This window comes from Tistrella bauzanensis (assembly GCF_014636235.1).
GTDB lineage: Bacteria > Pseudomonadota > Alphaproteobacteria > Tistrellales > Tistrellaceae > Tistrella > Tistrella bauzanensis.
In genome coordinates, this window is record NZ_BMDZ01000035.1 from 34,177 (window position 1) to 54,559 (window position 20,383).

22 protein-coding genes are annotated in these 20,383 nt (G+C 67.4%); 11 read left to right on the forward strand and 11 right to left on the reverse strand.

Annotated elements, in window-relative coordinates:
* Window positions 1–99: 99 nt before the first annotated feature.
* The 7 genes from IEW15_RS14770 to hisB form a co-directional block, all read right to left on the reverse strand.
* Window positions 100–489: a phosphoribosyl-ATP diphosphatase gene (locus IEW15_RS14770; protein ID WP_188579247.1), complete on the reverse strand. Its 390-nt coding sequence runs from the start codon at window positions 487–489 to the stop codon at window positions 100–102.
* A complete protein-coding gene (gene hisI / locus IEW15_RS14775) occupies window positions 479–907 on the reverse strand; it encodes a phosphoribosyl-AMP cyclohydrolase (protein ID WP_229708130.1) in 429 nt (142 codons plus the stop codon). Before hisI ends, IEW15_RS14770 begins: the two co-directional genes overlap by 11 nt.
* A gap of 70 nt (window positions 908–977) precedes the next feature.
* Window positions 978–1,745, reverse strand: coding sequence for an imidazole glycerol phosphate synthase subunit HisF (gene hisF, locus IEW15_RS14780; RefSeq protein ID WP_188579250.1), 768 nt, complete (start codon window positions 1,743–1,745; stop codon window positions 978–980).
* A gap of 83 nt (window positions 1,746–1,828) precedes the next feature.
* Window positions 1,829–2,557 (reverse strand): 1-(5-phosphoribosyl)-5-[(5-phosphoribosylamino)methylideneamino]imidazole-4-carboxamide isomerase, encoded by a 729-nt coding sequence (gene hisA, locus IEW15_RS14785; protein WP_188579252.1) that lies wholly within the window; start codon window positions 2,555–2,557, stop codon window positions 1,829–1,831.
* Between the two features lie 91 nt (window positions 2,558–2,648).
* Window positions 2,649–3,293: an imidazole glycerol phosphate synthase subunit HisH gene (hisH, locus tag IEW15_RS14790; protein ID WP_188579254.1), complete on the reverse strand. Its 645-nt coding sequence runs from the start codon at window positions 3,291–3,293 to the stop codon at window positions 2,649–2,651.
* A 57-nt stretch (window positions 3,294–3,350) separates the two neighbouring features.
* A complete protein-coding gene (locus tag IEW15_RS14795) occupies window positions 3,351–3,791 on the reverse strand; it encodes a DUF2628 domain-containing protein (protein WP_188579256.1) in 441 nt (146 codons plus the stop codon).
* A 64-nt stretch (window positions 3,792–3,855) separates the two neighbouring features.
* On the reverse strand, window positions 3,856–4,461 hold the full coding sequence (hisB, locus tag IEW15_RS14800) for an imidazoleglycerol-phosphate dehydratase HisB (RefSeq protein ID WP_188579259.1): 606 nt from the start codon (window positions 4,459–4,461) through the stop codon (window positions 3,856–3,858).
* 235 nt (window positions 4,462–4,696) lie between these two features.
* On the opposite strand from hisB, the gene IEW15_RS14805 reads away from it, so the two are divergent.
* Window positions 4,697–5,671 (forward strand): LysR family transcriptional regulator, encoded by a 975-nt coding sequence (locus IEW15_RS14805; RefSeq protein WP_188579261.1) that lies wholly within the window; start codon window positions 4,697–4,699, stop codon window positions 5,669–5,671.
* Here IEW15_RS14805 and pdxR read toward each other — a convergent pair.
* Window positions 5,646–7,043: a MocR-like pyridoxine biosynthesis transcription factor PdxR gene (gene pdxR / locus IEW15_RS14810; protein ID WP_229708125.1), complete on the reverse strand. Its 1,398-nt coding sequence runs from the start codon at window positions 7,041–7,043 to the stop codon at window positions 5,646–5,648. The two genes, IEW15_RS14805 and pdxR, sit on opposite strands and share 26 nt — an antisense overlap.
* Before the next feature lie 143 nt (window positions 7,044–7,186).
* On the opposite strand from pdxR, the gene IEW15_RS14815 reads away from it, so the two are divergent.
* The 10 genes from IEW15_RS14815 (at window position 7,187) to IEW15_RS14860 (ending at window position 18,738) form a co-directional block, all read left to right on the forward strand.
* Window positions 7,187–7,861, forward strand: a complete 675-nt coding sequence (locus IEW15_RS14815) for a GNAT family N-acetyltransferase (protein ID WP_188579265.1) — start codon at window positions 7,187–7,189, stop codon at window positions 7,859–7,861.
* Window positions 7,861–8,841, forward strand: coding sequence for a DMT family transporter (locus IEW15_RS14820; protein ID WP_188579267.1), 981 nt, complete (start codon window positions 7,861–7,863; stop codon window positions 8,839–8,841). The genes IEW15_RS14815 and IEW15_RS14820 overlap by 1 nt, the downstream gene beginning before the upstream one ends.
* Complete coding sequence (locus tag IEW15_RS14825; protein ID WP_188579269.1) at window positions 8,838–9,299, forward strand: GNAT family N-acetyltransferase; 462 nt, start codon at window positions 8,838–8,840, stop codon at window positions 9,297–9,299. The genes IEW15_RS14820 and IEW15_RS14825 overlap by 4 nt, the downstream gene beginning before the upstream one ends.
* 386 nt (window positions 9,300–9,685) lie before the next feature.
* Window positions 9,686–10,516 (forward strand): alpha/beta fold hydrolase, encoded by an 831-nt coding sequence (locus IEW15_RS14830; RefSeq protein ID WP_188579272.1) that lies wholly within the window; start codon window positions 9,686–9,688, stop codon window positions 10,514–10,516.
* A gap of 58 nt (window positions 10,517–10,574) precedes the next feature.
* On the forward strand, window positions 10,575–11,258 hold the full coding sequence (locus IEW15_RS14835; protein WP_188579273.1) for a hydrolase: 684 nt from the start codon (window positions 10,575–10,577) through the stop codon (window positions 11,256–11,258).
* 162 nt (window positions 11,259–11,420) lie between these two features.
* Complete coding sequence (locus IEW15_RS14840) at window positions 11,421–13,298, forward strand: amidohydrolase (protein WP_188579275.1); 1,878 nt, start codon at window positions 11,421–11,423, stop codon at window positions 13,296–13,298.
* A 42-nt stretch (window positions 13,299–13,340) separates the two neighbouring features.
* Window positions 13,341–14,981 (forward strand): MFS transporter, encoded by a 1,641-nt coding sequence (locus tag IEW15_RS14845; RefSeq protein WP_188579277.1) that lies wholly within the window; start codon window positions 13,341–13,343, stop codon window positions 14,979–14,981.
* Window positions 14,982–15,114: 133 nt separating this feature from the next.
* A complete protein-coding gene (gene hslV, locus IEW15_RS14850; protein ID WP_188579279.1) occupies window positions 15,115–15,675 on the forward strand; it encodes an ATP-dependent protease subunit HslV in 561 nt (186 codons plus the stop codon).
* The gene (gene hslU / locus IEW15_RS14855) at window positions 15,675–16,985 is read left to right on the forward strand and encodes an ATP-dependent protease ATPase subunit HslU (RefSeq protein ID WP_188579281.1); all 1,311 of its coding nucleotides are present in this window, start codon (window positions 15,675–15,677) and stop codon (window positions 16,983–16,985) included. Before hslV ends, hslU begins: the two co-directional genes overlap by 1 nt.
* A 316-nt stretch (window positions 16,986–17,301) precedes the next feature.
* Complete coding sequence (locus tag IEW15_RS14860; protein WP_229708126.1) at window positions 17,302–18,738, forward strand: ABC transporter substrate-binding protein; 1,437 nt, start codon at window positions 17,302–17,304, stop codon at window positions 18,736–18,738.
* A gap of 56 nt (window positions 18,739–18,794) precedes the next feature.
* On the opposite strand, the gene mbnC is transcribed toward IEW15_RS14860, so the two are convergent.
* The 3 genes from mbnC to mbnA form a co-directional block, all read right to left on the reverse strand.
* Complete coding sequence (gene mbnC / locus IEW15_RS14865) at window positions 18,795–19,397, reverse strand: methanobactin biosynthesis protein MbnC (RefSeq protein ID WP_188579285.1); 603 nt, start codon at window positions 19,395–19,397, stop codon at window positions 18,795–18,797.
* A complete protein-coding gene (gene mbnB / locus IEW15_RS14870; RefSeq protein ID WP_188579287.1) occupies window positions 19,394–20,197 on the reverse strand; it encodes a methanobactin biosynthesis protein MbnB in 804 nt (267 codons plus the stop codon). The genes mbnC and mbnB overlap by 4 nt, the downstream gene beginning before the upstream one ends.
* Window positions 20,198–20,278: 81 nt before the next feature.
* Window positions 20,279–20,368: a methanobactin gene (mbnA, locus tag IEW15_RS26770; protein WP_188579289.1), complete on the reverse strand. Its 90-nt coding sequence runs from the start codon at window positions 20,366–20,368 to the stop codon at window positions 20,279–20,281.
* Between the last annotated feature and the right edge of the window lie 15 nt (window positions 20,369–20,383).

Here is a 20,383-nt window from a genome sequence, read left to right on the forward strand (position 1 = left end):
GCGAAAGACGAGGTTTGCATGAAGAACGAAGGGCGGACGCCATGTTCCAGCGCCCTGCCCGCCGCGTCAACCATTCGCATGCGCGGCGCAGCGGTGCCATCAGCCCTTGCGGTTCTTCTTTTCCTCGATGCCCGACCGGCCCTCGCGCCGCGCCAGGGTCGCCATCACATCGGCCGGGTCCAGCCCGGCATCGGCCCACAGCACCATCAGGTGAAACAGCAGATCGGCGCTTTCATCGACCAGCGCCGCCTTGTCCTGGGCGACGGCGGCGATGGCCACCTCGACCGCTTCCTCACCCACCTTCTGCGCCATCTTCAGCCGGCCCTTGCCCAGCAGCTTGGCGACATAGGAGGATGACGGGTCGGCGCCCTTGCGCGACCGGATGGTGGTCACCAGCCGTTCCAGAACCTCCCAATCGGTCTGGCCGGCGGCGTTGAAACCGGTGCTGCTGGCCGGGGTCTGGACGGTTTTCGTGGTGTCAGCGGCCATAAAGCGTCTCCGGGTCGATCTCTGGGGTCATGATGGTGGTGATGGCGCCGGTCTCCGGGTTCACCTCGTCATAGAAACAACTGCGTCGGCCGGTGTGGCAGGCCACACCCTGCTGGTCGACCAGCAACAGCACAGTATCGCCATCGCAATCGATGCGAAACGCCTTCAATTGCTGCATCTGGCCGGAACTTTCGCCCTTGCGCCAGATCCGGTTGCGTGAGCGGGACCAATAGACGCCGCGCCGGGTCTCCAATGTCTCGATCACCGCTTCGGCATTCATCCAGGCCATCATCAGGATCTGGCCACTGGCTTCATCCTGCGCGATCGCCGGCACCAGACCATCGGCGTTGAAGGCGATCCGGGCGAGCACCGCATCATACCGGCCGATGCCACCGGCGGCACCGGTGCGGGGGTCCATCATGTCTGTCTCATGGCTGGCGCACATCGGCATTATACCTCGAATAAAGCGGACAAGGCGGCGGGGCGCGTCACTGGCCGGGCATCCGCACCGGGATGCCGGCGGCGGCCATATGGGCCTTGGCCTCGGCGATGCTGTGCTGGCCGAAATGGAAGATCGAGGCCGCCAGCACCGCCGAGGCATGACCAAGCCGGACGCCGTCGACCAGATGGTCGAGCGTGCCGACGCCGCCGCTGGCGATCACCGGCACCGTCACCGCATCGGCCATGGCCCGGGTCAGCGGCAGGTCGAAGCCGGCGCGGGTGCCGTCGCGGTCCATAGAGGTGACAAGCAATTCACCGGCGCCAAGTTCCGCCATCCGCATCGCCCAGTCGACCGCATCGATGCCGGTGGGCTTGCGGCCGCCATGGGTGAAGACCTCGAACCGGCCGCTCTCGCCCAGTTTGGCGTCGATCGCGACCACGATGCACTGGCTGCCGAACTTGCCGGCGGCCTCCGCCACCAGTTCCGGCCGGCTGACCGCGGCGGAGTTGATCGACACTTTGTCGGCCCCCGCCAGCAGCAGCGCGCGGATGTCCTCCACCGCCCGGACGCCACCACCCACGGTCAGCGGCATGAAGCAGTGCTCGGCGGTGCGTGCCACCACATCCAGGATCGTGCCGCGATTTTCATGCGAGGCGGTGATGTCGAGGAAGGTCAACTCATCCGCGCCGGCGGCATCATAAGCCCGCGCCTGCTCCACCGGATCGCCGGCATCGCGCAGCCCGATGAAATTGACGCCCTTGACCACGCGGCCGTCCTTGACGTCCAGGCAGGGGATGATGCGGGTCTTCAACATGTCCGGGGCGTCCGCTGGCTGGAAGATGATGCGTGGGTGCGGTGATGCGGAGGTGCGGTGATGCGGAGGTGGGGGGGGGTGGATCAGGCGCCGGCCGCGACCGCCAGCGCCTCGGCCGGATCGAGCCGGCCGTCATAGAGCGCGCGGCCGGTGACGACGCCGGCGACACCGCGTGCCTCCACCGCCTTCAGCGCCCGGATATCGTCGATGGCGGCAACGCCGCCGCTGGCGATGACCGGCGTGGTCAGGCGGTCGGCCAGACGGGCGGTCTGTTCGGCATCATGGCCTTCCAGGGTGCCGTCGCGGCCGATATCGGTATAGATGATCGCGGCGGCGCCGGCATCTTCGAAGGCCAACGCCAGATCGGCGGCGCTCATGGTCGAGGTCTCCGCCCAGCCTTCCACCGCCACCATGCCGTCGCGGGCATCGATGCCCACCGCCACCTTGCCCGGAAACAGCCGGCAGGCTTCGCGCACCAGCGCCGGATCGCGCACCGCGATCGTGCCCAGAATCACCCGCGACAGGCCACGGCCCAGCCAGCTTTCAACCGTCGCCAGATCGCGGATGCCGCCGCCGAGCTGCACCGGCATATCCACCGCCTTGATGATCGCGTCGACCGCCGCACCATTGACCGGCCGGCCGGCGAAGGCGCCGTTCAGGTCCACCACATGCAGCCAGGTGAAGCCCTGGGCCTGGAAGCGCGCGGCCTGGGCCGCCGGGTCGTCGGCGAACACCGTGGCGCGGTCCATGTCGCCCTGCACCAGACGCACGCAGGCGCCGTCCTTCAAATCGATGGCGGGATAGATGATCACGGGGCAGCGGTCCTCGACTGGTATGACGCGGTGTCGGTGTGTCGGTGGTCGGTGTCGGCGATAGGGCGGTGCGGGGGCGGGAGACGGGCGCTCAGGGCATCCAGCGCAGGAAGCCGCCGATCAGCGCCTGGCCGACATGCTGGCTCTTCTCAGGGTGGAACTGGGTGCCGATGATGTTGTCGCGGCCGATGATCGCTGTCACCGGGCCGCCATAATCGGCCGTCGCCAGCAGATCGCGCGGCTCATCGACCTGCATGGCATAGGAATGGACGAAATAGACATGGGCGCCCGGATTGATGCCCGCCAGCACAGGATGGCAGCCGGGGGTGAAGTCCAACCCGTTCCAGCCCATATGCGGGATCTTCAGCGCCGGGTCCGATGGGGTCAGCGCCTCGACCCGGCCGCCGATCCAGTCCAGCCCCTCGGTGACGCGATGCTCGAAGCCGTTGGTGGCAAGCAACTGCATGCCGACACAGATGCCGAAGAACGGCGTGCCCTTGCGGCGCACCGCCACCTCCAGCGCCTCGGCCAACCCGTCGATCTGGTCCAGCCCGGCGCGGCAATCGGCGAAGGCGCCCTGCCCCGGCAGCACCAGCCGGTCGGCGCGCATGATCTGGTCGGGATCGGAGCTGACCACGACAGTGGCGGCGACGCCCGCCTCGCGCGCGCCATGGTCGAAGGCCTTGGCGGCGGAGCGCAGATTGCCTGAGCCGTAATCGATGACGACGATGTTCATGGGTGCCTTCACGTGCGGATCAGGAAGCAGGGCGGGGGCCGGTTTCAGATGGCGGGCTCAAGAAGCGTTGAGACCGCCAAGATGGCTGCCGGCATGGCCGAAGCCGTGCATCGGTCGCTGAGCGGGGGCCGCCGGCTGATACAGCATCGCCGCCCGGTACAAGGCCTCGTCGCCATCGGCCGCCGCGATCGGGCTGATCTCGCGCCAGCCAAGCCTTGCATAGCGGCGGCGGCGCAGATCGTTGGCGACCACGCCATAGACCGCGCTGACCGCGAGATTGGCGATGGTGATCGCGACCTCGCCGGCGCCGGCGAGGCCCAGCGCCGCCGAGACCACCACGCCGGCCACCACCAGCACCACGGCGGCCAGCCATTGCCGGTGCCAAAGCGCGAACAGCACCCCCAGCACGAACCCCGCCCACGAAAACCCCTCGGCCACGACCCGGGCGCGGTCGACGGGGCTGATCAGCGGGGGCACGTGAACCGAATAGATGCGCATGGGCTCCGGAACCGGATGGTGATGATGGCAGAAGGTTGTGGCGGGGGCTATGGCGGTCGGGCGATCAGAGCGATCCGCCCAGAACGCCCTTGGTCGATGGCACGGCGCCGGCGGCGCGCGGATCGATCTCGATCGCCTGCCGCAACGCCCGGGCCAGGCCCTTATAGCACGACTCGACGATGTGGTGATTGTTCTCGCCGTAGAGGTTTTCAACGTGCAGCGTGACGCCGGCGGCCTGGGCGAAGGCCTGGAACCATTCCTTGAACAGCTCGGTGTCCATCTCCCCCAGCTTGTCGCGGGTGAAATTCACCTTCCAGATCAGATAGGGCCGGTTGGACAGGTCGAGCGATACCCGGGTCAGGGTCTCGTCCATCGGGATATAAGCATGGGCATAGCGGGTGATGCCGCGCCGGTCGCCCAGCGCCTTGGCCACCGCCTCGCCGATCGCGATGCCGCTATCCTCGGTGGTGTGGTGGAAATCGATATGCAGGTCGCCTTCGGCACGCACGGTCAGATCGATCAGGCTGTGACGCGAGAGCTGGTCCAGCATGTGATCGAGGAATCCGATGCCGGTCTTCACGTCATAACGGCCTTGGCCGTCGAGGTCGACGGTCACTGAAATCTGCGTCTCGCGTGTGTTGCGCGTGACCGTGGCGGTGCGCTGGCTCATCTCGTCTCCGCTGGCGGGTTCTGCCGGGCCTTGGGTGGTGGATCAGGATCTGGGGTAGATGTATGAAATTCCGGGGGAAAACCCAAAGAAAATCGGCCGGCCGGTCGGGTGCGGCCCCGGCCGTGGATCGGGCGCCGGCCAAATCGCGATGACATCGGCGCCGGCCATGGGCGATCATGCCGGCGGAAACCATGATCGGTCAGGCCGCCGGCCGCCGGGCGAAGGGGCCTTGTACATGAACGATCCGCTGAAGAAGCTGTGCTGGGACGATCTGCGGGTGGTGAAGGCGATCGGCGAACAGGGCAGCCTGTCGGCGGCGGCGGCGCAGATCGGGGTGAATGCCTCGACCGTGTTCAGGCGGCTGGGCGAAATCGAGAAACTGCTTGAGCTGTCGCTGTTCGAGCGTCGCCGCCAGGGCTATGTCGCAACCCCGGTCGGCGCCGAGGTGGTGGCCCTGGCCCAGCGGCTGGAAATCGACATCGTCGCCGTCACCCGCAGGCTCGCGGGGCTGGATCAGGAACTGGCCGGCGAATTGCGCATCGCCACCAGCGACTCCCTCGCCACCTTCCTGCTGATGCCGGTGATCGCCGGCTTCACCCGCCTGCATCCGGCGGTGCGGATCGAGATGGTGATCGGCAATGACGCGCTGAACCTGGCGCGTGGTGAAACCGACATCGCGGTGCGCGCCACCGACACCCCCCCTGAGACCATGGTCGGCCGGCGCATCGCCGACATCGGCTGGGCACCCTATGGCCGGCGGAGCGATTTCGCCGATGGCCGCCCTGATCCCGCCCGCCCTGATCCCGCCCGCCCTGGCCCCGACCGCCCTGGCCCCGCCCGCCCTGGCCCCGACCGTCTGGCCGATCAAATGTGGGCATCCTTCTGCGACGAACTGGCCGGACTGAAGGTCACTCGGCTCATCGACACGACCGTGCCGCCCGAGCGGATCGTGTTCCGGACCAATTCGGTGCAGGGCATGGCGGCGGCGATTTCGGCCGGGGTGGCGATCGGCTATCTGCCCTGCATGGCCGGCGACATGATCGCCGATCTGGTCCGCATCGGCCCGGCCGATCCGGCGCTGGCCGATGCGCTGTGGCTGTTGACCCATCCGGACCTGCGCAAATCCGGCCGGGTGCACACCTTCCTGGATTACTGCGCCACCATGCTGGCCAGGCGGCGGTCGTTCATCGAGGGCCGCAGCAGCCCATGATCCGCGCGGCATCGGCATCGATGCGGGCAGGGTCGACGGCGGCGATCCCGAACAGCAGCCCGGGGCGCGGCGGCCCCAGAAAGAAGCCCGACATCGGCTGCATGCCGAAGCCCTGTGCCGCCAGCCGGCCGGCGATGGCGATATCCGGGCAGGCGGGATCGCGAAACCAGGTGGCAAGTTGCAGGCCGTCATTCCCATCGCCAAGATCGAGCACCGGCCCGCAATGGCGGCGCAGGGCGTCGGCCGTTGCCCGCATGCGCGCGCCATAAACCGGCGTCATGCGGCGCAGATGGGCGCGCAGCCGGCCATCGCGCATGAACCGGGCAAGGCCCGCCTGGATATGGCCCGACACCGCCGCCCCCCGCCGCCGGAAGGCGGTGGAGACCGGGCCCCACAGGCGTTGCGGCACGATCATGTAGGCGACCCGTAATCCGGGGGCGAGGGTCTTCGAGAAGGTGCCCAGATAAACCACGACATCCGACCGGTCGATGCCCTGAAGAGCGGCGATGGGATGGGCGCCATAATGGAACTCGCTGTCGTAATCATCCTCGATCACGATCGCGCCGGCCGAACGTGCCACCTCCAGCAGTGCCAGCCTGCGTGGCAGCGTCATCGTCACCCCGGTCGGGTATTGATGCGAGGGCGTGGTGTAGATGATCCGCGGGGCCGGCTGGCCGACGGCGATGGCGGCGGCGACATCGATCCCGGCGGCATCGCAGGGCACCGGCGCCAGCCGCGCGCCGGCGGCGGCGAACACCGCCCGGGCGGCGGGATAGCCCGGCTCTTCCAGCCAGACGACATCCTCGCGGCCGGCACCCCGGCCGGTCAGCAGAACCGTGGCCAGAAGATCGATCGCGGCGCGGGTCGAGGGCAGGATCAGAACCTGATCGGCGGTCGCCGACACACCGCGTGTCACACTGACATGGTCGATGATCGCCTGCCGTAGCGCCGCGAGGCCGGTGGTTTCGGCATAGCCCAGATCGCTGGTGCGGAACGACCGCGCGCCGGCCTTCAGGCAGGCGGCCCAGTCGGCATGCGGGAAACTGGCCAGATCCGGCATGCCGGGGGCATAGAGCCGGGGCGGTGCCTCGCTGCCGGCGCCAACGGCCACCGGCACCGGCGCCCGGCGTGGCGCTGGTGCCGGTGCGATTGCCGCGACCACGGTCGCCGATCCGGGCCGGCCATCCAGATAGCCTTCGGCCTTCAGCCGGTCATAGGCATGAACCACGGTCGATCGCGCCACCCCCAGCGCCATGGCCATGGCGCGGGTCGACGGCAGGCGCTGCGCCGCCGCCATCTGGCCCGACAGGATGCGGTCGCGCAGGCCACGATAGATCTGGCCTTCCAGATCCCCGGCCGCGCGGTCGGGCATCAGCCATGTCGGGGCCGGGTGCATGATGTCCCTGTCAAACCGGTCTGGTCATAATCCTGAAACTGGACGTTTACATCAGACCTGTCGGGCGCGCAAATGACAAGCACCAGCCATCGTGCCGCAGACCCGCAGGACATACGCCCATGACCATCACACCATCTTCCGATCTCACCGCCTGGGCCGGCGCGCCGCCGCCGCCGCGCGCGGCCCTGGATGGCCGCTATACCCGGCTGGAGCCGTTCGATGCCACGGCCCATGCCCGCGCGCTGTTCCAGGCATCGGCGGCACCCGGCGCCGACGACCGTTTCCGCTGGCTGTTCGAGACGCCGCCGGACGATGAAGCCGCGTTCGGCGCCTGGTTCGACAAGGCGGCGGCCGGTCGTGATCCGCTGTTCTTCGCGGTGATCGACAAGGCGACCGGCCGCGCCGAGGGCCGCCAGGCCCTGATGCGCATCGACACCACCCATGGGGTGATCGAGATCGGCAGCATCCTTTGGGGGCCGGCGATCGCCCGCACCCGGGTGGCGACCGAGGCGCTGTTCCTGTTCGCCGATCTGGCCTTCGCCAGCGGCTATCGCCGGTTCGAATGGAAATGCAACGCGGAGAATGCCCCCTCGCGCCGCGCGGCGGAACGCTTCGGCTTCAGCTTCGAGGGCATCTTCCGCCAGCACATGGTGGTGAAGGGCCAGAACCGCGACACGGCATGGTTCTCGATCACCGATGGCGAATGGCCGCGGCTGAAGGCCGGCTATCAGGCATGGCTGCGGCCGGAGAACTTCGACGAGACCGGCCGCCAGCATCAGCGGCTGCGCTTCTGATGACCGGCCTTGCTTCCGCCGGCAGCCACCATCGCGGCGATCTGGCCGCCCGCGCCTCGCTGCTGCTGGTGGCAGTGATCTGGGGGCTGAACTGGCCGGCGGGCCGGGCGGCGCTTCAGGATCTGTCGCCCTGGGCGCTGCGGGTGGTGTCGTTCGGCTGTGCGACCGTCATTCTGATGGCGGTGGCCCGCGCGGGCGGGATCAGCCTTCATATCGAGAAGGGCCGGCCACGATATCACCTGATGGTGGCGGGGCTGCTCAGCACCGGCGGCTTCGGCATCCTGGCGGCCTTCGCGCAGCTTGGCACCTCGACCAGCCGCACGGCGATCTGTGCCTATACCATGCCGATCTGGGCGACACTGTTTGCCCGCCTCGTGCTGGGGGAACGGCTGGACCGGTGGCGGGGTGCCGCCCTGCTTCTGGGCATGGCGGGGCTTGGCGTGCTGCTGTGGCCGCTGTGGGATCAGGGGATGCCGGCGGGCGTGCTGTTCGCGCTGGGCTCGGCGGTGAGCTGGGCGGCGGGCACGGTGTGGCTGAAACGCGCCCGCATCCATGGCCATCCGCTGGCGATCACCGCCTGGCAGCTTGCCGCCGGCACCGTGGCGGTGACCATCGGTTTCCTGATCGACGGCGCCCGCATCGGCCAGGGCCTGCACCTGATCCCGGCGATCGGGCTGGCCTATAACACCCTGATCGGCAGCGCGCTGGCCTATCTGCTGTGGTTCCAGACCGTGGCACGGCTGCCGGCCGCCACAGCCGGCCTCGGCACGCTGCTGGTGCCGGTGGTGGGGGTGCTGGCCTCGGTGCTTCTGCTGGGCGAACGGCCGACCGCGGCCGATCTCGCAGGCTTCGCTCTCATCTTCATCGCGGCGCTGTGCGCGCTGGGCTCGACCGCCGGGCCAAGGCCTGCACCACGCCCTGCCCCTGCTTCCATCCCGGCCCCTGCCTCCCCGCCTCCGACATCTGGACCCGCATCATGACCGACAGTCTCAACACCACCATCACCATCCGGCCGTTCACCGCCGCCGACCACGACGCCTGGCTGCCGCTGTGGCGCGGCTATCAGGCCTTCTACAAGGTCGACATCCCCGACGCGGTCTCGGCGGTGACCTGGACGCGGATGCTTGACCCGGCCGAGCCGATGGGCGGCGCGCTTGCCTGGCGGGGCAACGAGGCGCTGGGCATGGTCCACCATGTCCGCCACCGCTCATGCTGGACGACCGGCGATTACTGCTATCTCCAGGATCTGTTCGTCGACCCGTCCATCCGCGGCGCCGGCATCGGCCGCCGGCTGATCACCCATGTCTATGACATCGCCCGCGCCGCCGGCTGCTCGCGTGTCCACTGGCTGACCCACGAGACCAACACCGATGCGATGAAGCTGTATGACCGCATCGCCAGCCGCTCAGGCTTCGTGCAGTACCGACATCTGCTCTGATCCGGCAGTTGTCCATGCCCGATGGACCGTAACGCCCTGACCGGCGTTACGGTCCATTTGCGTTCGTGCCACCACCACCCGCATTTCTGCAAACATCCTTTTGCAGTAACGCAATTTGCAGTTTTTTAACCCGGCGGTATTCTGAAGACACAGGACGAGGACAGACCGGGCAGGATGCAGATGACACGGATGTGACAGACATCTTCCTGCCGTGATGTCGAACAGATCTTCAAGTCCGTCCGGGTCGGAATGGTCATATGACATGGCCATGACTTGTGTGATCTGGACTTTTCCTATTGATCACCACGCCGCTATGCCCCACCCGGCCGGATCAGGTCTGGCGGTGACGGGGCCGGTGCGACCTTCAGTCCAGGGAGACCCATGTCATGCCCAGCATCATCACCCGCGACAATGTCGAGCTGTATTACAAGGATTGGGGGCCGAAGGACGGGCCGGTGGTCATTCTCAGCCATGGCTGGCCGCTGAACGTCGACAGTTGGGAGATCCAGGCGCTGTTCCTGGCCGATAACGGCTTCCGGGTGATCACCCATGACCGTCGCGGTCATGGCCGGTCGAGCCAGCCCTGGGACGGCAATGACATGGATCACTACGCCGATGATCTGGCGCAACTGATCCAGGCCCTGGACCTGCATGATGTGTCGCTGTTCGGCTTCTCAACCGGCGGCGGCGAGATCACCCGCTATGTCGGCCGCCACGGTACCGGCCGGGTGGCGCGGCTGGGGCTGATTTCGGCGGTGCCGCCGCTGATGCTGAAGACCGACGCCAATCCCGGTGGTCTGCCGATCGAGGTGTTCGACGGCATCCGCGCCGCCAGCCTCGCCGACCGCTCCAAGCTGTATCAGGACATCGCCTCAGGCCCGTTCTTCGGCTTCAACCGGCCGGGTGCCACGCCGTCGCAGGGCATGATCGATGCCTTCTGGTTCCAGGGCATGACCGGCGGTCACAAGAACACCTTCGACTCGATCAAGGCCTTCTCGGAAACCGACTTCACCCAGGATCTGGCGAAATTCGACAAGCCGACCCTGATCGTCCATGGCGATGACGACCAGATCGTGCCGATCGATGCCGCTGGCCGCGCCTCGAAGCGCCTGGTGCCGCATGCCGAGCTGACGGTCTATCCCGGCGCCCCCCACGGCCTGACCAACACCCACAGCGATCAGTTGAACCAGGACATGCTCGCCTTCCTGCGCGGCTGAGCCGTCTGTCTCGACGCCCGACGTCTTCCATCATCATCGATATCCCGGGACCAGGATCATGACCGACAGCAAGCTGGAACTGCTCACCCCCCATAACTGCCAGATCATCTTCATCGACCAGCAGCCGCAGATGGCCTTCGGCGTGCAGTCGATCGATCGTCAGGTGCTGAAGAACAACGTCGTGGCGCTCGCCAAGGCCGCGAAGGTGTTCGCCATCCCCACCACGATCACGACGGTCGAGACCCTGGGCTTTTCGGGCCACACCTATCCGGAACTGCTGGGCGTGTTTCCCGAGGCTCCGATCCTTGAGCGGACCTCGATGAATTCCTGGGACGACCAGAAGGTGCGCGACGCGCTGGCCGCCAATGGCCGGAAGAAGGTGGTGGTGTCGGGCCTGTGGACGGAGGTCTGCAACAACTCGTTCGCGCTGTCGGCGATGCTGGAAGGCGGCTACGAGATCTATATGGTCGAGGATGCCTCGGGCGGCACCAGCAAGACCGCCCATGACTATGCCATGCAGCGGATGATCCAGGTCGGTGTGGTGCCGGTCACCTGGCAGCAGGTGATGCTGGAATGGCAGCGCGACTGGGCGCGCAAGGACAGCTACGACGCGGTGATGGATATCGTGCGCGAGCATTCCGGCGCCTATGGCATGGGTGTCGATTATGCCTACACCATGGTTCATGGCGCGCCCGAGCGCGTGACCCACGGGCCGACCCTGGACCCGGTCGCCGCCGCCTGATCCGAACCGTCCCGCCCCCCCGCGTCACCGGGCCTGCCCCGGCAGGCCCGCACCACGTCGGGTGGCCCGACCAGCGCCACGACACCTCCGCCCTGCGACCCCGACCCTCGCGGCTGACCGACCCTCGCGCCCGCCCTGCCCGCATCCATCAGGAGATCCGCCATGACCGGCACCACAGCCCCGGACCTGATCCTCACCCATGGCCGCTTCACCACCATGGACCCGTCGATGCCGGACCCGGAGGCGGTGGCGATCACCGATGGCCGGTTCAGCGCCGTGGGCGATGCCGGGCCGATCATGGCCAGCGCCGGCGCGGATACCCGGGTTCTGGATCTGGGCGGGCGGCGGGTGGTGCCGGGGCTGATCGACAGTCACATGCACATCATTCGCGGCGGGTTGAACTATAATCTGGAACTGCGCTGGGACGGCGTGCGCTCGCTGGCCGATGCGATGGCGATGCTGAAGCGGCAGGTCGACAACACCCCGGCGCCGCAATGGGTGCGGGTGGTGGGTGGCTTCACCCTGCACCAGTTTGCCGAAAAGCGTCTGCCGACCCTGGACGAGTTGAACGCGGTCGCTCCCGACACCCCGGTGTTCATCCTGCATCTGTATGACCGCGCGCTGCTGAACCGCGCAGCACTGCGGGTGGTGGGCTATACGAAAGACACCCCCAATCCGCCCGGCGGCGAGATCCAGCGCGATGCGCGCGGCGAGCCGACAGGGCTGCTGCTGGCCCGGCCGAACGCTATGATCCTGTATGCGACCCTGGCCAAGGGACCGCCGCTGCCGCCGGAGTATCAGGCGAATTCCACCCGCCATTTCATGCGGGAGATGAACCGGCTGGGGGTCACCGGCGTGATCGATGCCGGCGGCGGGTTCCAGAACTATCCCGATGACTATGCGATCATCCGCCAGCTTCATGCCGAGGGGCTGCTGACCTTGCGCATCGCCTATAACCTGTTCACCCAGAAGCCGGGCGGCGAGGTCGAGGATTTTGTGCGCTGGGGCGGGATGATCCGGCCCGGCGAGGGAGATGACAGCCTGCGCCATAATGGCGCCGGTGAGATGCTGGTGTTCTCGGCGGCCGATTTCGAGGATTTCCGCGAGCCGCGCCCGGACTTAGCCCCATCCATGGAAACCGAGCTTGAAGACGTGGTGCGGGTGCTGGTGGAGAACCGCTGGCCCTGGCGGCTGCATGCCACCTATGACGAGACCATCACCCGCGCGCTGGACGCCTTCGAGGCGGTGAACTGCGAGATGCCGATCGATGGCCTGCACTGGATGCTGGATCATTGCGAGACGATCAGCGACCGCAATATCGACCGGGTCGCGGCGCTGGGTGGCGGCATTGCGGTTCAGCACCGGATGATGTTCCAGGGCGAGGATTTCGTCGACCGCTATGGCCACGCGGCGGCCGAGCGGACCCCGCCGGTGCGGCGGATGCTGGAAGCCGGCGTGCCGGTGGGGGCCGGCACCGATGCGACGCGGGTGGCCTCCTATAATCCATGGGTGTCGTTCGCCTGGCTGGTGACCGGGCGCACCCTGGGCGGCTTGCAGCTTTATCCGCGGGCCAACCGGCTGGACCGGCACGAGGCGCTGCATCTGTGGACCGCCGGCAATACCTGGTTTTCGACCGAAGAGGGCAAGAAGGGCCGGATCACGCCCGGCCAGCTTGCCGATCTGGCGGTGCTGGATCGCGACATCATGACCGCGCCCGACGACGCGCTGCAAGACACCGAAAGCGTGCTGACCCTGCTTGGTGGCCGGGTGGTGCATGCCAGCGATGACTTCGCGCCGCTTGCCCCCGACCTGCCGCCGGCGATGCCGGACTGGTCACCGGTCCGGCGGTTCGGCGGCTATCAGCGCCGGCCCGTGGTTGACGGGCCGGCCGCCAGCCCGGCCATGGCCCATGCCTGCGGCTGTGCCAATGGCTGCGGCGTGCATGGCCATGATCATGCACGCGCGCTTGCCGCCCGCACCCCGGCTGAGAATGACCGCAGCTTCTGGGGCGTGTTCGGCTGTTCCTGCTGGGCGGTCTGACCGCCACACGGGGCCCCCTTCCAGACCAAGTGAGCCATTGCCATGACCACATCCACCGCCCCCGATCCCGCCCCCGTCAGCGCCTGGGCGCCGTTCCGCAACCGGGTGTTCCTGTTCATCTGGCTGGCGGTGCTGGTGTCGAACACCGGAACCTGGGTGCGCGATGTGGCATCCGGCTGGCTGATGACCGAGCTGTCGCCCTCGCCGCTGCTGGTGTCGATGGTGCAGGCGGCGACGACGCTGCCGGTATTCCTGCTGTCGCTGCCGGCCGGCGCGCTCGCCGACATCGTCGACCGGCGCCGGCTGCTGATCGGCGTGCAGGCCGGGCTGCTGCTGGTGGCGCTGGCCCTGACCACCACGGCGCATCTGGGGCTGATGACACCCTGGCTGCTGCTGGCGCTGATCCTGGTTGCCGGCGCCGGCGCCGCCCTGGCCGGGCCGGCCTTTCAGGCGATCATTCCCGAAATCGTCGGCAAGGCGGAGCTGCGGCCGGCGGTGGCGCTGAATTCGCTGGGCATCAATGTGTCGCGCGCCATCGGCCCGGCGCTGGGCGGGCTGATCGTCGCCACGGCCGGGGTTGCCGCTGCCTATCTGTTCGATGCCCTGTCCTATCTGGTGGTGATCGCGGTGTTCGTCTGGTGGCGCCGGATGCCCGCCCCCGCCGATCTGCCGCCTGAGGCCTTTCTGCCGGCGATGCGCGCCGGGCTGCGCTATGCTGCCGGATCGGCCGATCTGAAGCGGGTGCTGCTGCGCGCCGCCACCTTCTTCCTGTTCGGATCAGCCTATTGGGCGCTGCTGCCATTGATCGCGCGGGAGCGGCTGAATGCCGATGCCACCACCTATGGCATCCTGCTGGCGGCGATCGGTGCCGGTGCTGTCAGCGGCGCGCTGCTGATGCCGCGGCTGAGGCTGCCCGGTGCCATGCTGGTGCTGGCCGGCAGCCTGACCACCGCCGCCACCACGGCAGCCCTCGCCCTGGTGCAACTGCCCTGGATTGCCGGTCTGCTGCTGTTCGTGGCCGGCGGCGCCTGGATCGCGGTTCTGACCAATCTGAACGTCACCGCCCAGTCGGTGCTGCCCAACTGGGTGCGCGCGCGCGGCCTTGCCATCTATCTGATGGTGTTCTTCGGCGCGATGACCGCGGGATCGGCGATCTGGGGCAGCGTCGCCCAGGCGCTGTCGATCCAGGTGGCGCTGCTGATCGCCGCCGCCGGTGGCGGTCTGGCGGCCCTGATCGTCGCGCGTCTGGTTGCCCTGCCCGCCGGCACGCCTGACCTCACGCCCTCGATGCACTGGCCGGAGCCGGCGCAGGCGGGCCCGGTCGCCGGGGATCGCGGGCCGGTGCTGGTGACCATCACCTATCGGATCGACCCCGCCGACCGGCAGGCATTTCTGCACGCCATCCAGCCCCTGGCGCGCATCCGCCGCCGCGACGGCGCCTTCGGCTGGCGGGTGCTGGAGGATGCCGAGGATCCGGGCCGGTTCGAGGAGATCTTCTTCGCCGCATCCTGGCTGGAACATCTGCGCCATCACCGCCGGGTGACCCTGAGTGATGTCGCCCATCAGGAGCGGGTGGCCGGTTTCCACCGGGGCACCGAGCCGCCGGTCGTCCGCCATCTGCTGGGCGCCCCCCATCCGCGCGATCATGGACGCCCCGCCCCCATCGGTGACCATACGCACTGAGCCGATGTGGCGCCGCCGGGCCTTGTGCGGGCACCCGGCACTTGACCCTCGCGCCGTTCCAGACCACATGAGCGGGCATTCCGGTGGCATCCGCCTTTGCCACCGGTGTCTATCGAGGACGGGCTCCAGACAGATGAGCAATGGTGAGACGACGACGACATGGCACGGCACCACGATCCTTTCGGTGCGCCGCGGCGGCCGGGTGGTGATCGCGGGTGACGGGCAGGTGTCGCTCGGTCAGACGGTGATGAAGGCCAATGCCCGCAAGGTGCGGCGGATCGGCGACGGCAGCGTGATCGTGGGGTTTGCGGGTGCCACCGCCGATGCCTTTACGCTGGTTGAACGCCTTGAAGCCAAGCTGGAACGCCACCCCCGGCAGTTGGCGCGGGCCTGCGTCGAGCTTGCCAAGGATTGGCGGACCGATCGCTATCTGCGCCGGCTGGAGGCGATGATGGCGGTGGCCGATGCCAAGGTGTCGCTGGTGCTGACCGGCAATGGCGACGTGCTGGAGCCGCAGGACGGCATCATAGGCATCGGATCGGGCGGCACCTATGCGCTGGCGGCGGCCCGCGCGCTGGCCGACATCGAGGGGCTGGACGCCGAGGCGATCGCCCGCAAGGCGATGAAGGTCGCGGCCGATATCTGCGTCTACACCAACCATGAAGTCATCGTCGAGAGCCTGGAGAACGCGTGATGGATACCCCGGCCTTTTCCCCGCGCGAGATCGTCTCGGAACTCGACCGTTTCATCATCGGCCAGAGCCAGGCCAAGCGGGCGGTGGCGATTGCACTGCGCAACCGCTGGCGCCGCCAGCAACTGCCCGAGGCGCTGCGCGAGGAGGTTCTGCCCAAGAACATCCTGATGATCGGCCCCACCGGCGTCGGCAAGACCGAGATCGCACGGCGGCTGGCGAAGCTTGCCAACGCGCCGTTCCTGAAGGTTGAGGCGACCAAGTTCACCGAGGTCGGCTATGTCGGCCGCGATGTCGAGCAGATCATCCGCGATCTGGTGGAAGTGGCGCTGGTGCAGGTGCGCGAACAGCGCCGCCGCGACGTCCGCGCGCCGGCCGAGCTTGCCGCCGAGGAACGGCTGCTGAACGCGCTGGTCGGCGAGAACGCCAATGCCGACACCCGCCAGAAATTCCGCAAGATGCTGCGTGAGGGCACGCTCGACGACCGCGAGGTCGAGATCGAGATTGCCGAAAGCGCCGGCGCCGCACCGGTGTTCGAGGTGCCGGGCCTGCCGCCCCAGGCCGGCATGGCCAATCTGTCGGAGATGATGTCGAAGATGTTCGGCGGCCGGCAGTCGCGCCGCAAGCTCGGGATCAGGCGGGCGATGGAACTGCTGCTGACCGAGGAAAGCGACAAGCTGCTCGATCAGGAAGACATCACCCGCACCGCGCTGGCCCAGGTCGAGCAGAACGGCATCGTGTTCCTGGACGAGATCGACAAGATCTGCGCGCGGGAAGGCCGCACCGGCGGCGATGTCAGCCGCGAGGGCGTGCAGCGCGACCTGCTGCCGCTGATCGAGGGCACTTCGGTCGCCACCAAGCATGGCGCGGTCAAGACCGACTATATCCTGTTCATCGCCTCGGGCGCCTTCCATGTCGCCAAACCGTCGGATCTGCTGCCCGAGCTTCAGGGCCGGCTGCCGATCCGGGTGGAACTGGATGCGCTGAACCGCGACGATCTGGTCCGGATCCTGACCGAGCCCGAGGCGAGCCTGGTCAAGCAGTACGCGGCCCTGCTGTCGACCGAGGGAGTGACGCTCGATTTCCGCACCGACGGCATCGCGGCCCTGGCCGATATCGCCGCGGAGATCAACCGCGGGGTCGAGAATATCGGCGCCCGCCGGCTGCACACGGTGATGGAGAAGCTGCTCGACGAGGTGAGCTTCGCCGCCACCGACCATTCCGGCGACACGGTGGTGATCGATGCCGCCTATGTCGAGGCGCGTCTCGGCGACATCTCGCGTGATTCGGATCTGTCGAAGTTCATCCTCTAGGCCGGGCAATCTCGTCCGGGTGGCTGCCCACGGGCAGCCACGCAAGATCCGCAAAGCCCGCGACACCCGCATCGTTCAATCGATGCGGGTGTTGTCATACAACCGTCATATTTCTGCAAAACTTCGGTCGTGATCCGCTACCATCTCGTCGTTCACCGGCCTCTCCCCCGGCGCACCCATAAGGCAGGCTTCCGTATGCAGGCGCCCGCGCCACGGACAGGACGCCGCCACAAGACAGGAACAGGATCGCACCCGCATGCATCGTCGCGCGCTCAAAGCTGCTGCATTGGCTGCCTTCGCAGTCCTTGGCGCAGTCATGTCCGTCCAGGCGGCACCCCGTGATACCCTGGTCATCGGCATTCAGCAGGAACCGACCTCGCTGGATCCGACCGCGGATGCCACTGCCTCGATCGACACCATCCTGACCCGCAATGTGTTCGAGACCCTGACCACGGCCGACCAGTCGGGCGCGGTGCAGCCGCTGCTGGCGAAGTCCTGGGAGATTTCGCCCGATGGCACCGTCTACACCTTCAAGCTGCATGAGGGCGTGACCTTCACCGACGGCAAGCCGCTGGATGCCTCGGTGGTGAAGTATGCCTTCGAGCGGGCGATGGCGCCCGACAGCGTCAACCCGACCAAGACCATCTTCGCGCTGATCACCGCCATCGAGACCCCCGATCCGCTGACGGTGGTGATCCGGCTGAAGGAGCCCGACGCCTATTTCCTGTCGAATCTGGCGATGGGCGATGCCTCGATCGTGCATCCCGATAGCGCCGCCACCAACAAGACCGATCCAGTCGGCTCCGGCCCCTACAAGGTCAAGGGCTGGGTGCGGGGCGACCGGGTGGTGCTGGAGCGCAACGACGCCAACCGGCTGGCCGCGCAGGCGCCGCTGCGCGAGGTATCGTTCCGGGTGATCCCCGATCCCAACACCGCCGCTGCCGCGCTGTTTTCAGGCGACATCGATGCCTTCCCGGTGATCCCGGCGCCCGAGACGCTGGAGCAGTTCAAGCAGGACAAGCGCTTCGTCGTGGTCTCGGGCACCACCGAAGGCGAGGTGATCCTGGCCCTGAACAACGCCAAGCCGCCGTTCAATGACATTCGCGTGCGCCGGGCGATCAACCATCTGCTCGACCGCCGCGAGATCATCGACGGTGCCATGTCCGGCTATGGCACGCCGATCGGCAGCCATTTCCCGCCCCACAACCCGGCCTATGTCGACCTGACCGGCCGTTATCCGCATGACGTGGCCAAGGCGAAGGAATTGCTGGCCGAGGCCGGCTTCCCGGATGGCTTCGAGACCACCCTTCAACTGCCGCCCCCGCCCTATGCCCGCCGCTCGGGCGAGATCATCCGCGAACAGCTTGCCGAAGGCGGCATCCGCGTGGAGCTTTCGAACGTGGAATTCCCGTTCTGGCTGTCGGAGGTTTATAAGAAGAAGCTGTATGACATGACGATCATCGCGCATGTCTCGCCGCGTGATCTGAACAACTACATCCGTGGCCTTGATTATTTCTATGGCTATGACAGTGCCGATTTCCGCGCGATGTATGATGATTTCCGCAAGACCGTCGATCCGGCCGCCCAGTCCGACAAGCTGAAGGCCATGCAGACCAAGCTGGCCGATGATGCGGTCCACGGCTTCCTGTTCCAGCTTGCCCAGGCCGGTGTCTATGACGCGCGACTGCGCGGCTATTGGCAGAACGCGCCGGAGCTGATCACGCCGCTGACCGAGATGTCGTGGGCCGAATGATCGGAGACGCCTGATCGCTGCAACGGGCGCCGTGGCAATGCGGCGCCCGTCTTGATTCAGAGCGGCAGGTCCGCCCAGCCGGGGAAGCTGTCGAGATCGCGGCCTCGGGTGGTGAACCAGCCGAAGGGCGTGGCCGGGGCCGGCAGCGGTTCATCCAGGTCCAGGGTCTCGATCTCGCGGCCGGTCTCCATGCTGGCGGGCTTCCAGCCGGCGACCAGGGGCAGGGCGAGAGGATCAGCGCCATAGGGGTCGCGCGCCGCCAGGACGATGCCGACATCCGGGCCGCGATCGGTGATCGCCCAGCGCGCGGCGGCGGCGCCCATCAGGGTCAGGCGCAGATCCATGGTCATCCGGTCGCGGAAGGGCGAGGCGCTGAGCCAGACATCGACCCAGAGATAATAGCTCCAGTCGAAACTAAGCGCGCGTTCGGCCGCGAAGGCCATGAACGGGCGGAAGATGCTCATCCCGTCCGAGGGCCGGCCATCGGGCGCATCCAGCATCAGCAGGCCCGGGCAGATGTCGAACAGGGTGTGCCAATAGATTCTGAGGCTGGTATCGACCCTGACCCAGGCCCGCGAGCCTTCGCCCAGTTCGTGATGGCGCGCGGGCACGGTCAGATGGTCGAGCAGATCGGTGTCGATGATGCGATCCGTGGTCATGGCTGGCCACCACGCGGGAAGATCGCCCGCAGCATGTCGAGGTCGGTGGCGATCCGTTCTTCATCGATGTCGTCATCGCGCTCATAGGTGATGGTCGCATCCGGCGGGGGGCCAAGATCACGACAGGTGGCGAGGGCGGCGCGGGTGTCGTCGGCCAGTGCCTGATCATGGGTGTCGAGGGTGATCGCCGGCTGGCCGATGGACGGCCGATAACCGGCGACATGGAAATGCCGGGCCTCGCGGATCACCGGCGCCCAGTCGGTGATGGGACAGCCGCAATTGTGGTTGGCGCAGATCGCGTTCGAAACGTCGAACAGCACGGCGCAGCCGGTCCGGGCGGTCAGGCGCCGGAAGAAATCGGGCGCGTCCCATCCACCATCCATGATCGAGGGATAGTTCTCGAACGCGATCCGGCAGCCCAGCATCTCCTGCCAGCGCGCGACCCGCCCGGCCACCTGCTCGAAGTCGGCCACATAGTCGATCTCGGCCAGATGCAGCAGGTGCCGGCCCTGATGGGTGAAACGGGCGATGTGGTCCGAGACATAGAGCGGCCGGGTGGCGCGGATGATCGCCCGCAGCCGGCCGGCCAGTGCCTGAAGCTCGTCTTCGGGCCGCTCGATGAATTTCGAGAACATGATATGCAGCCCCACCGGCGCGTCGAAGGCCCGGGCAATCTCCGTGGCCGGGATGGCCAGGAAATTGTCGATCAGCAGCTCGACATAATCGATGCGGCCACCGGCGATCAGGCGGCGGATCATGGGCGCTGTCTCACCCAGGGTGAAGTTGAAGCCGATCTGCATGCCGTCTCACGTCGTGGCGCCGGGTGGGATTGATCCGGACGACGACGGCCAGAACGGCCGCCGTCGTCCGATGACGTAACCTCAGCCGGCGACCGCACAGACTGTGGCGCAACGCGCGCCAGCGCGGCCGGCAACCTGAAGTATCTTGCGGCTAGTAATCTTGATCGACATGTATTTATCTCCTTT